Consider the following 12,721-nt stretch of genomic DNA (forward strand, 5'->3'; position numbering starts at 1 on the left):
TCTATTATAAACCGTCTACTACCTACACTCGCCAAGCCTTGACCTCAGGGACCCCAAGTGGTTCTAGCTGAATATCTAATGAACCCATGCAAGTTATACATGCAATAATTACATATTCACCTTGTTTCACATATCATTTCATGAACGACAGGGTTGAGCACCGCACCTTTTCAGTCTATTGTTTGTAGCGAAAGACAGGTTCGACTTAAACAACACCTTTGCTTGCACACTTTTAGCCGCCTATTTTTGGCGGCTTTTTTCTTGCTAGGCAATTATTTTCTTTTTAACAGCGCGATACACTCTTCGTAGTGAGGGGCATAATTAATCAGAGCCGCAAAAGCGGCTCTGATTAATTATGGTTGTTAAAACTATTGATTTACTCTCGGCCAAACACGTTATTTTCTTGCTCTTGTACGCGGATAAATGTGGTGCGCTTAGTTAACTCTTTTAACTTAGCTGCACCGACATAAGTACAAGTTGAACGCACACCGCCAAGAATGTCAGAGATGGTGTCGTGAACGCTGCCACGGAAAGGTAGCAATACAGTTTTGCCTTCCGCTGCGCGGTATTTTGCAACGCCGCCAGAGTGCTTCGCCATTGCAGACTGTGACGACATGCCGTAAAACTTCATGTAGCTCACGCCATCTTTTTCAAACACTTCGCCGCCAGACTCTTCATGACCTGCAAGCATGCCACCAAGCATGACAAAATCAGCGCCACCACCAAAGGCTTTAGAAACGTCACCTGCGCATGTACAGCCACCATCACCAATGATACACCCGCCTAATCCGTGCGCCGCATCGGCACATTCAATAATGGCTGAAAGCTGAGGATAACCAACACCTGTTTTCACGCGCGTGGTACAAACCGAACCTGGGCCGATACCAACTTTTACGATATCCGCACCCGCAAGGATGAGCTCTTCACACATGTCACCGGTGACAACGTTACCTGCCGAGATCACTTTATCTGGAAATTGTGCACGCACGCGTTGTACGTAATCGACCAAGTGCTCAGAGTAGCCGTTAGCAATATCAACACAGATGAAAATCAGATCGTCACTAAGCGCCATGATGTCTTTGGTTTTTTGAAAATCAGCATCAGATGTACCTGTAGAAACCATCACATGCTTAAGTGTTGATGTATCGGCGTTTTTAACAAACTCAGCCCAATCAGCTACTGAGTAATGTTTATGAACCGCTGTCATTACATCATGTTCAGCAAGTGACTTTGCCATAGCAAAACTGCCTACCGAGTCCATATTCGCCGCAATAACAGGCACGCCGGACCATTGACGCCCACTATGCTTGAATGTAAAATCGCGGGTTAAATTTACTTGAGAACGGCTTTTTAGTGTTGAACGCTTAGGGCGAAACAGGACATCTTTAAAACCTAACTTAAGTTCTTGTTCGATACGCATTATGTAATTCCTTGATTAATTGACCATTTGTGTCTCTTTTGCAGAGTGCGTAGTACCTTCGTTGGCAGACGTCAGTACATTTTGGACACAAAAAAACCGGAGCGTTGGCAGACGCTCCGGTTTTCAGCATTATAGGCCCGGATTTCTTATCGGCAAGTCTGATATTTGCATTTTTTTTGTGGTACTATCTCGAAACTTTCATATCCGATACTTCTCAAGTTCATCTCTCTCAAATACTCATCGTGTAAATTTTTATTTTTCAATACGTTATTAAAGAACGCATCATTTTAGCGAAAGCTTTCATACAATAAGCAAACGTTACTTTGTTCAGCATTGCGCCGAAAATGTGAGGGAAGTCACATTCACAGAAGAGGTGACTCAGACATTTCTATCGGCGATTTTTACAGATTGTGGTGAATTTTTATCATTAATCCGTCCGTTTTCGATTTTAGTGACATCACACCGCAACTCCTACCATCCCAAAGACATAGTTATTTTGTGGTTTATTTTCTGTGATATTAGGCGTATTTATAGTGAAAATTATAAGTCTAATTAGGAAGAGAACATGATCAACATTGCATTTTTCAGCGCAAAATCTTATGACGCGAGTTCTTTCTCAGAGGTCAGTGATACAAAGATCTTCTCGCTGCACTTTCACGATTTTCGACTCACCCCAGCCACAGCTAAAATGGCCCAAGGATGCACTGTGGTGTGTGCCTTTGTGAATGACGACTTAAGTCGCCCAGTATTGAGCCAATTGTATGAAAATGGAACGAGGCTTATCGCAATGCGCTGTGCCGGATTTGATAAAGTCGATCTCGATGCCGCAAAAGAGCTGGGTATTCAAGTGGTGCGAGTGCCCGCATATTCACCAGAATCGGTGGCAGAGCACACGGTAGGAATGATGATGTGTTTGAATCGCCGCTTTCACAAGGCGTACCAACGTACCCGAGACGCTAACTTCTCATTAGAGGGGTTGGTCGGGTTTAACTTCTTCGGTAAAACCGCGGGAGTTGTTGGCACAGGAAAAATTGGTATTGCCACAATGCGTATTTTGAAAGGGTTGGGAATGAAGGTACTGTGCTTCGACCCTTATCAGAACCCTCTGGCGATTGAACTCGGTGCAACTTACTGCAGCCTTGAGGAAATCTACCAACAAAGTGATGTGATTACGCTTCACTGCCCAATGTCGCCAGAGAACTACCATTTACTCAACAGCCACGCATTTTCCCAAATGAAAGATGGCGTGATGATTGTAAACACCAGCCGAGGTGAATTACTCGACTCAGTTGCAGCAATTGAAGCACTGAAACAAGGTCGTATCGGCGCTCTTGGTTTAGATGTTTACGACAATGAAAAGGATCTTTTCTTCCAAGATAAGTCGAATGATGTGATTGTCGATGATGTATTCAGACGCCTATCGGCTTGCCACAATGTACTATTTACAGGACATCAAGCCTTTTTGACTGAAGATGCACTACACAATATCGCTCAGACAACTTTGGATAACATTCGTGCCTTTGCAAACAATCAACGTTGCGGAAATGAGCTTGTAACGCTTGATTAATTGAACCCATCACTAACATGAAGCCTCCTTGATGAAACACCAAAAGGAGGCTTCGAAATCATTAAAACCCTGATTCTATCAACGTATTTGTAAAGAGGCTAACGCTTCAGATGTGGCATCCTGTATTGATAAAAACAATGAGTTAATTTTACCCGTCGTGGTTCGCATCGGGTTTAAAGTAATGCTTTGGTACATATAATCGGCTTGCTGAGTGACAGGGCGAACATTACGACATTTGAAGAGATATGGGCGCTGCTGCCAAGTAATAAAACTACGACAACCTAAGTCATACACAGGTTTAGTTTTGAGCTTAAACCACTCTTGGGGGATTTCAGGAAACAGTTCAAAAATGGTTTTACCAATCGCATCGTGCCCTTGAATACCGCTGTGGTGTGTCATGAATCCATTCCACACTTGCACTTCGTAATCACGATTAATCACGATCAGCCCCATATCGACATTCTGCACCATATCCACCATCCAGTGGAACTGTTCAAATTCTGCAGGGAGATTCATCGTTAAAAATCCTCCATCAAGTACGCTAATTTACTGTCTAGCAACGGAAGAGACTCATCGACAAACATAAAGAGCAAGTCACAGCGGATCGTCGTTTGATCAATGTTGTAGCTCACTTCAAACGTCATCGTTTTTTTAAATGATCCAGCGGTTGAATTGATCACAGAGTCAATGGAGATGTGTTGCCCAAGCAATACTGGAGAGCTTTGAAAAAAACGCACCTCCGATTGCTCGCCTAATCCATTCAGAAAAGAACCAACTAATATGTTTGATACATCCATTAACAGTTCTAATTCTTCAAGCTCTTCACTGTCTGCTGGCACTTTCATTAATTTTTTCAGGTCAGAAACACTGGAATCACTCAAGAGCACCAGTGCTTCACCTGCAATGCCTTCACCGCTAAAGCCTTGACATACACCAGAAACTTGATCATTTTCCGCCAAGTCACGAAGTGCCATATGTAGCTCACTCACTTCAAAAATATTGACGTTTGGTAGCGGTAAATGAACAAATACATCAAAGTGTCGCGCCAGAGCATCAGCTGCTCGACCAATCGAAACGTTCGCAACTTCCATATAGATGTCACGACGTTTTAAGATAGGTAGTTCAACAGAGATAGGCGTAACGATACGAGGCTGTGTTGGCGGTTCGACTAACTCTCGTAGTACGCTATTTAACACGTCCTTATCAATCGGCTTTTGAATAAAAGCACGCGCCCCTAACGCCAATACTCGATCTTTCGCTTTCGGCTGTATATCACCAGAAACAACAACAACAGGTGTTGTCATCCCTCTGCGTTGCATCTCTTCTAGCGTTCCGTAGCCGTCCAGTTCAGGCATAGTTAAATCGAGGAACATTAATTTAAAATCATGCTCTTCAAGATTTTTGATGCCATCTAAACCATGGACTGCGAAAGTAATATCGGCGTTTAGAGAGGCGGGAAGTGAACGAGCCATCTGCTTCCGAGCCAGTGCAGAGTCATCACAGATGAGTACGGGGAAAGACATGTAATCACCTTCTATTTATTAATTCGATAAATAGAGTGTATACCTAAACCTCGCGTAGATGCGAGTTGCGCAAAAAATTAATTAAAAAGTTTTAGGGGTTATAAAAGGCTACACACTCAAGCGAAACATCGGTTAGCAAGCAACAATGCTCGCTCATTTCAACCTCATAATGAGGGCCAGAAGGTCAGTACAGCAATCCGCAACACAATAGCGGTAACAATGAATGCCACTCCCAAGCGGTACCACTTATATTCCTCAATTGACATGGGAATGCGACGATAAAACATCGTGATGACACCTTTCCAGTCATGGCTACGTTTACCATACCGCACAATACTCGTCAGGATAAAAATGATACCCAGTATTAAGATAACTTTCTCTGCCCAAAATAATCCAATTCCCATAGTACTTCCTTGTTCAGGAGATAAATAATCATTGCCAATAGTGTATATCGAAAAGATGAGCGCCACTCTTGGACAAAAGTCTAAAGTGCAAAAGCACCAAAAGGGCCCAGTGAGGAAGCCCTTTTGCATTAACAGAAATAATTTAGTTCACTATCACATTAAGCATCTTACGCGTAAGGACTCTATGCATTAAGTGCGCTACGCGTGATGCGCCGTTGTTTTAGAGATTGCAGAGGTTAATTTATCTCGATAACTGAACCAGAGGTATGTCACGACAATAGAGAAGAAGAGATACGACAAAGCAAAGATAAAAGGCGATGTGATCAATTGCGCCGATATCCCCCACGCAACACCGATAATGGTCACTGTCAATTTAGCAAGAAGCCCGCAGATGAGAAGAAAAAGGGCAAACTCCGGCACTTTAGTACTTCGAAACGCAAACCAGTAACAGCTGCCTACTGCGAGTGACGCGATGTAAAGTCCAAGCAAAAATGAATGAAAGTGATCAGCAGAGGCCACACCCGCCGAGACAGACGCCATTAAAATCAGTATTAGTTTCATGTTGTAAACCTCTCTTTTTATGAGAAAGTATCCATTCATTTTCGAAAACTCAGTTTACATACATTTTCCTCCATTAAATAAGAATTTCAAGTTCAAAAAATAAGCAATTTTTCCTTATTGGCTTAGAATAAAATAATTGTTAATCAGTGGTTAACAACAGAAAACCCGAGAATTAGATGGGACATGGCATTACCCAAAAAAACACTTCAAAATGGAACTAACTGTAACAATTATTTAACCGAGTAAATATTTCATTGAAAGTACAAATTTGTGATGTGTACAGCGCAACGTTCCGAGTTGTCGCCAAAACAACTTGAAGATGCTATTTGATAGGGAAAAATTGCCTCAGTTTTGAGGAGAATCATTCAGCCAAAAAGAGAGCCATTAAATAGGAAAGTAAACCTAACCCTTCTCCTCACTCAATGAACGTTGGCCAGTAATAAACGGCTTCAACCATCGAACTCATCTGACCACTAACTCTGGCTAAAACTTCAACTATGTCAATGGGTAATAGAATAGTAATGTTAATTTCAAGCCTCATCATAAGAAAATGCAACATAGAGCATAAAACCTAACAATTTTAAGAAAGTTTTTCGAGTTTTATCGAGTTATGATTGACAAGATAAAAGTTTGAACTAGACTTTGCACTAGCTAGAAAGCAGTTCTTTGTATACACATACGTCTCGTTGGATTACTTGTAACTCCCCCGTCGTGTCGTACGCAATAGCAATCTACTTTTCCACGCTATCCGCGCCGTATTCGGCTGTAAAATTTTTTTTGATTTTGGGTATAAAAATGGCTAACACAGTTACTGGTACAGTAAAATGGTTCAACGAAACTAAAGGTTTCGGTTTCATTCAACAAGAAAACGGTCCAGACGTATTCGCACACTTCAGCCAAATTAAAGGTGAAGGTTTCCGCACTCTTGCTGAAGGTCAAAAGGTAGAGTTTGAAGTAGCTCAAGGTCAAAAAGGCCCTCAAGCTGAAAACATCCGCCTAGTATAATTTTTTACTAAGTATTCTAATAGCCAGCAATTTGCTGGCTATTTTCGTTTTTACCTCTTGGCATTCTTCCAATGGCTCTTAAACCGACAATCTATAAGTTCCGTATTGCGCTGACGGATACTAATCGCGATCATTATGACTCTTTAAATCTCACCATTGCTCAACATCCTTCAGAAAGCAACGAACGAATGATGGCGCGCATTTTGGCGTTTTGTCTTAATGCTTCACCCGAGCTAACATTCACTAGAGGACTTTCTTCCATTGAAGAACCTGATCTCTGGCTAAAATCATTAGATGACCAAATTCAGCTCTGGATTGAAGTCGGAGAACCCGATGCTGATCGCATTAAAAAAGCCACACGGCTTGCACAACAGGTGAAAGTCTACAGCTTTAACACGAAATCACAGGTTTGGTGGGAGCAGAACAAGGGAAAGTTCTCTCACCTCAATGTCGATCTATTTCGCTTTGATGCTGCAGCGATTGAAAAACTCTCTACTTCCTTGAACCGAGGTATGGATATTTCAGTGATGATTAGTGGGTCTTCTATCTTTATTGATAGCGATAGCCATTCCGATGAAATTACTTGGCAAGCACTACAAATAAAAAGTGAGCATTAATTCCCAGCCCACTTTTCAGTATCTATACCCAAACCACTTGAAGTTGCAGGTAGACGGCAAGTGAGCTCATCCCCATGAGCATAGATAAACTATGTGATTGGGGTAAGCGAACATAACCAACACCGCTGCAGCTTTAAATGGGAAGGGTATAGGCCCTTAAAAGAGCCTAGATTGAGATAGCGCTTTATACTTTATAAATAGGCGTGTGGACCAAAGACTTCGTAATGGATACGCTCTCTTGCTACGCCAAGCAATTCAAGCTGTTCAACAATGAACTGCATAAAACCAACGGGGCCACAGATATAAAAATCCCCCTGTGTTAGCGGCAGTTGCTCGCAAACTTCATGCAAGATCATAGAACCTTGCTTGGCTGGTGTTTGCTCACTTTCCAGATACCAGACCACTTGCTGCCATGATGGATGCACCGCCATTAATGTCGCGGTTTCATCAATAAAGGAGTGTTGTGATAAATTGTTGCAAGCATGCAGATACGTCACCTCTTTTTTTCCTACTGACGCAAGCTGTTGAAGTATGGCTTGCATTGGTGTTGCCCCGACACCTGCAGAGATAAGTACAACGGGAGCGAGCTTCTCAACATAGAAAAAATCACCCGCTGGCGCATAAAGTTTCACTCGACTGCCCTTTTCAACGTAATCATGTAAATAGTTAGAGACTGTCCCAGGATGTTCAGTATCCACGCCTTCACGCTTCACAGAAATGCGGTAGTTTTTTCCATTGGGTTTTTGTGACAAGGAATATTGACGAATTTCACTGTATGGCGCACCTTCCGGCTTAAGTTCAACCCCAATATACTGACCTACCTGATAATCTAATACCGCTTTACCATCAGCAGGCTCAAAGATGAAGCTAGTGACGAATTCAGACTCTTTCACTTTATCTTGCAACACAAACTCACGCGCATTCTCCCAACCACCGATCGCCTGTTTACGCTGTAAGTACAACTCTCCTTCTCTATCAATGAAGACTTGCGCTAAAAAGAGATAAGCCGCCGTCCATGCTGCTTCAACGTCAGGAGTAAAGGCATCGGCAGCAAGCTCTCGCAACGTTTCAATAAGGTGATGACCGACGATTTGATAGTGCTCTGGCTGAATGTTAAAGCTGGTGTGCTTTTGGGCAATACGTTCCACTGCACTGGTTAATGCAGCGAGATTTTCAATATTTTTCGCATACGCGGCAATTGCCTCAAACAGTGCAACGCCCTGACGGCCAGTATGTTGATGGGTCATATTAAAAATATCTTTTAGCTCAGGATTGTGAGTAAACATTCTCTGATAGAAATGAGCTGTAAGCGCTGGCCCGGCAGATTCAAGCAAAGGAATGGTACTTTTGACAATGGCGATGTGTTGATTATTGAGCATATTGAGCTTTCTCCTCAGATTTTATAAATGGCGAATTAGATTCGCTCTGATACTGAAGCTTGTATAGCACAAAGCATACCAACATTAATCTATTGATTTTTAAATAAAAAATAAAAAATCATTAAATAATCAGGTCAAAATAACACTTCAAAAAATGTCATAATGACACTACAATATCTAAAAACATCACCTGAGTGCTTACCATGCAAGATTTTTCCATCTCTACCTTGATTGAAATGACCATAGGACTCGCAAGTGGTTTGAATGATCAAGATAGGTTCAATCGCCTGCTTGATGCGATTCGTAAAACCATTCAATGCGACTGTGTGATGCTGCTTTCACGCCAAGGTGATTTGTTAATCCCCCTTGCGATGCAAGGTTTGACTCGCGATACCTTAGGCCGACGCTTTTTAATTGATGAACATCCGCGCTTTAGTGAGATTTGTCACGCTGATGGGCCGGTTATTTTCGATGCGAATTCATCACTACCCGATCCTTTCGATGGTTTATTAATGGATCATGATGGCGACCTTCCCATGCACTCTTGTATGGGCCTGCCCCTTTTGTTTGGTGACAAACTGCTCGGTATATTGACGCTTGATAGCCTTAATCCCAACATGTTTGAGCATATTCCCAAACGCAGCCTAGAAGCGTTGTCGGCAATCGCGGCCTCTACCTTGAAAATGGCACTGACCTTTTCTCAACTTGAAGCACAAGCCAAACAATCACAGCAACGCTTAGAAGAGCTGAATGAAGAAGCATGGGACAGAGAAGGTGGAGAGATCATCGGTTCAAGTGCATCGATGCTGGCCATGAAAGCCGATTTGGAAGTGGTTGCCCCTTCTAATTTCAACATTTTAATCCATGGTGAAACGGGTGTCGGTAAAGAGCTGGTCGCACGAACACTGCACCAACTATCAGCGCGTAAACGCCAACCCCTTATTTATGTCAACTGCGCCGCAATTCCAGAAAACTTGGTCGAAAGTGAACTATTTGGCCACGTCAAAGGAGCTTTTACTGGAGCAGAACGACATCGCTTAGGCAAGTTTGCATTAGCCGACGGTGGAACCTTATTTCTCGATGAAATCGGTGAACTGCCATTGGCTGCCCAAAGCAAGATTTTACGTGCATTGCAGAACAATGAAATTCAGCCCGTAGGACAAGATCATGTCCAAACTATTGATGTACGGATATTGGCAGCGACAAATCGAGATTTAAAGCAAGAGGTGGAAGCGGGAAGATTCCGAGCCGATCTTTACCATCGACTCAGCGTATACCCTGTTCATATCCCTCCGCTAAGAGAGCGAAATGGTGACGTTACCTTGTTGGCAGGTTATTTTTTAGAGCAAGCACGTCGCAAGCTCGGTATCACACAGCTCAAAATCGATCCCAACGCACTGGCTGGGTTACTCAACTACTCATGGCCCGGTAATGTTCGCGAATTAGAACACGTGATCAACCGCGCAGCGCTGAAAGCACGAGCCAGACAAGGCTTACAAGCGTTGATCACAGTCAACAGCTACGACATAGGTGAGTTAGATTTCAGCCTACCCCTGGTTAACACGCAAAGTACGTTGAGCGACAAAGAGGTCACAGCGAAGGTGTGGCAACGTGGGCTGCGAGAAGCAACGGATGAATATCAGCGTAAATTGATCAGTGAAGCATTGACCCAATCCGATTTTAATTGGGCAAAAGCGGGAAGATTATTGCAAGTGGATCGCGCGAATCTCACTCGGCTTTCAAAACGCTTGGGGATTTCGGTGAAAAAAACACACGCAATTGAGCGTTAATCTCACTTTCATCACTAATATATCTTTTCTCACCCAAACAGTAATTGCAGGTAAGACGCTCACCATACTGTGTGAGCGCTCATTATTCGGCAGTTAGCTACCCACTTCACTCGGCAACACTTCTGTTGCAACTAAAGCACGTGGAAATGCGTTTTCATATGCTTGCATAAAGTCTTGGCGGATCAGTTGCTCTAAATGGTTGGCCCGCTCTGTTGGGCAAAAAATCATGAAATGCACGATCTGTTCTCCTGCGGCTGCGCTGCTGATCTGAATGTGCGGCTCAGCACTGGGCAAATCTACACCCGCATGTTTTTCAATCATGCTGTTATAGCGCCTTGCAACATCAATAAAGTGGGCAAAGTGGCTCTCAATCTTTTCATGCATAATCGGCAATAAAGGGTACAAATTTACAAATTCAGGCACTACTATCGAAAAGTTATGAAACACATAACGCTTCATAAAATTAAGGTTTTTTACCGGAAACGAAAAGAACATACTGTTTGGCAAGGTCGCAGTTTTTCCAGTGTAGTGGTATTGACCATGATTCAAGTCGATTTCTTGGATCACGGTTGCCATCAAGTTGTGTTCGATCACTTCACCGCTCAGTTTTCCGACTTCAATCCAATCCCCGATACGAAATGAGCGAGAGCTCGCTCGCTGAATTGAACCCGTAAAACACAAGATGATCTCTTTTGATGCGACTACAATGGCGACCGCTATCGCAGTCACTGACAGTGCAAATTCGTTGATCTCCGATTGCCACAATACGAAGAGGATGACCAAAGTAAACGCAAAGGTGCCATTCTTGGTGCGTGACATCCATTTACGCTGCTTTTCGGTAATCAGTGCGACATCGCCACGAATTTGAGAAAGCACAACTCGCCGCGTCAAAATAATCAACGTTATGATTAAAATACTAAACACCAATTTATGAGTGATAAGAAAGTCCCACACCGCGACCACTTTCTCCATATCAATCCCCTTCTTTTATTTTTATGCATAATGAGCAGCAACACATCTAAGCCACTAGAGAGCAGCAGATTGAGATCGTGTTAGAAATTTTAGAAAGGTATTGTAACTGAGTGAATAGTTAACGTCGGCATAAGGCGCAATTATTATGCGCCCTGTCATAGCTTTGGAAGAGAAACTCCCTTTGAGATTGGCGAAAGGAAAGGTTTGTTATCAGTGTTGATTCGCCAACGCTGTCTTTTCAGCCAGTTTTACAATCACGTTTACCGCTTGTTCCATCCCTTCAATGGTAATGAACTCATGAATACCATGAAAATTATAACCGCCAGTGAAAATATTAGGGCATGGCAGGCCCATGAATGAGAGCCTCGCACCATCCGTACCACCTCGAATAGGTTTGATCAGCGGTTCAACATCACAAGCAATCATGGCTTGTTTAGCCAGTTCAATGACTTGTGGATGAGGCTCGACCATCTCTTTCATATTGAAATAGCTGTCCGTCACAACCAACTCAACTCGTCCTTTCTCAAGACGGGCATTTAACTGGTCCACTTGCTGCTGCATAAACGCTTTACGAGCTTCCAAGCCTTCTCGTTCAAAGTCTCTAATAATGTAACCCAAGGTTGAGCGAGCCACACTCATCTCTGCGGATTTTAAATGGTAAAAGCCTTGATAGCCCTGCGTGGTCTCTGGGGTTTGATCGGCTGGCATCATAAGCTGAAATTGTGCGGCGATGTTGATGGCATTCACCATTTTATCTTTCGCGGTCCCAGGGTGAACATTCACGCCATAGCAAATAACATCAGCGCTCGCCGCATTGAAATTCTCATACTCCAACTCACCCACCGGGCCACCATCAATGGTATAAGCCCACTGTGCGCCAAACTTCTCCACATCAAATAAGTCCGCGCCCCGGCCGATCTCTTCATCGGGAGTGAAACCGATACAAATATCACCATGTGCGATGCTTGGGTCGGCAATTAACCTCTCAATGGCCGTCATAATTTCAGCGATGCCTGCCTTATTATCGGCACCAAGCAGTGTGGTGCCGTCAGTCGTGATCAGATTGTAACCATGCAGTTGATGCAAATCCGGGTATTGAATAGGTGACAGCACCTCATCCCCTTTACCTAAAGCAATGTCTCCGCCTTGATAATTCTCCACAATTTGCGGCTTAACGTGTTTGCCTGACGCGTCTGGCGCGGTATCCATATGTGCAATAAAACCAATCGCAGGAACAGGGTAATCAACATTCGATTGCAACTTCGCCATAACATAGCCGTGTTCATCAACCGTAGCATCGGTTAAGCCTAATGCGATTAATTCTTCATGCAGTGTATGGGCAAACGTCATTTGCCCTACTGAACTCGGGCAACGGCGGCTGGCAGGGTGAGATTGAGTATCAAAAGAGACATAACGCAAAAAGCGTTCAACAAGATTTTCCATAGCAAGCACTCAATAAGTTAGCATGTCAACGTATCGCCTA

At 43.3% G+C, this 12,721-nt stretch carries 12 protein-coding genes; 4 read left to right on the forward strand and 8 right to left on the reverse strand.

From position 1 onward, the window contains the following. Positions 1-376: 376 nt before the first annotated feature. The gene (locus tag AACV12_RS10545) at positions 377-1,420 is read right to left on the reverse strand and encodes a GMP reductase (protein WP_017046019.1); all 1,044 of its coding nucleotides are present in this window, start codon (positions 1,418-1,420) and stop codon (positions 377-379) included. A gap of 565 nt (positions 1,421-1,985) precedes the next feature. On the opposite strand from AACV12_RS10545, the gene AACV12_RS10550 reads away from it, so the two are divergent. Continuing rightward, a complete protein-coding gene (locus AACV12_RS10550) occupies positions 1,986-2,987 on the forward strand; it encodes a 2-hydroxyacid dehydrogenase (RefSeq protein WP_017046018.1) in 1,002 nt (333 codons plus the stop codon). Between the two features lie 78 nt (positions 2,988-3,065). Here the strand turns inward: AACV12_RS10550 and AACV12_RS10555 are convergent, their stop codons facing one another. From AACV12_RS10555 to AACV12_RS10570, 4 genes are all read right to left on the reverse strand, one after another. Next, entirely contained in the window at positions 3,066-3,503 is a 438-nt protein-coding gene (locus AACV12_RS10555) for a PAS domain-containing protein (RefSeq protein WP_017046017.1), read from the reverse strand. A 2-nt stretch (positions 3,504-3,505) separates the two neighbouring features. Next, positions 3,506-4,510 carry a response regulator gene (locus AACV12_RS10560; RefSeq protein WP_013868037.1) on the reverse strand — a complete coding sequence of 335 codons (1,005 nt, stop codon included), beginning with the start codon at positions 4,508-4,510 and terminating at the stop codon, positions 3,506-3,508. Between the two features lie 164 nt (positions 4,511-4,674). After that, the gene (locus AACV12_RS10565) at positions 4,675-4,914 is read right to left on the reverse strand and encodes a hypothetical protein (RefSeq protein WP_017046015.1); all 240 of its coding nucleotides are present in this window, start codon (positions 4,912-4,914) and stop codon (positions 4,675-4,677) included. 198 nt (positions 4,915-5,112) lie between these two features. Beyond that, positions 5,113-5,475 carry a hypothetical protein gene (locus tag AACV12_RS10570; protein ID WP_026027849.1) on the reverse strand — a complete coding sequence of 121 codons (363 nt, stop codon included), beginning with the start codon at positions 5,473-5,475 and terminating at the stop codon, positions 5,113-5,115. Positions 5,476-6,270: 795 nt separating this feature from the next. On the opposite strand from AACV12_RS10570, the gene AACV12_RS10575 reads away from it, so the two are divergent. After that, a complete protein-coding gene (locus AACV12_RS10575) occupies positions 6,271-6,480 on the forward strand; it encodes a cold-shock protein (RefSeq protein ID WP_170900313.1) in 210 nt (69 codons plus the stop codon). 71 nt (positions 6,481-6,551) lie between these two features. Further along, positions 6,552-7,097: a YaeQ family protein gene (locus AACV12_RS10580; protein ID WP_088733503.1), complete on the forward strand. Its 546-nt coding sequence runs from the start codon at positions 6,552-6,554 to the stop codon at positions 7,095-7,097. Between the two features lie 191 nt (positions 7,098-7,288). Here the strand turns inward: AACV12_RS10580 and hmpA are convergent, their stop codons facing one another. Further along, the gene (hmpA, locus tag AACV12_RS10585; RefSeq protein WP_094130096.1) at positions 7,289-8,476 is read right to left on the reverse strand and encodes an NO-inducible flavohemoprotein; all 1,188 of its coding nucleotides are present in this window, start codon (positions 8,474-8,476) and stop codon (positions 7,289-7,291) included. Positions 8,477-8,679: 203 nt separating this feature from the next. On the opposite strand from hmpA, the gene norR reads away from it, so the two are divergent. Next, entirely contained in the window at positions 8,680-10,266 is a 1,587-nt protein-coding gene (gene norR / locus AACV12_RS10590) for a nitric oxide reductase transcriptional regulator NorR (protein ID WP_026027850.1), read from the forward strand. A gap of 93 nt (positions 10,267-10,359) precedes the next feature. On the opposite strand, the gene AACV12_RS10595 is transcribed toward norR, so the two are convergent. Together AACV12_RS10595 and pepT are read right to left on the reverse strand one after the other, a co-directional pair. Continuing rightward, complete coding sequence (locus tag AACV12_RS10595; protein ID WP_094143029.1) at positions 10,360-11,238, reverse strand: mechanosensitive ion channel family protein; 879 nt, start codon at positions 11,236-11,238, stop codon at positions 10,360-10,362. 210 nt (positions 11,239-11,448) lie between these two features. Beyond that, positions 11,449-12,681: a peptidase T gene (pepT, locus tag AACV12_RS10600; RefSeq protein WP_088729747.1), complete on the reverse strand. Its 1,233-nt coding sequence runs from the start codon at positions 12,679-12,681 to the stop codon at positions 11,449-11,451. Positions 12,682-12,721 lie beyond the last annotated feature (40 nt).

It is taken from the genome of Vibrio sp. 2-2(8) (assembly GCF_963888495.1).
GTDB classification, from domain to species: Bacteria; Pseudomonadota; Gammaproteobacteria; order Enterobacterales; family Vibrionaceae; genus Vibrio; species Vibrio anguillarum.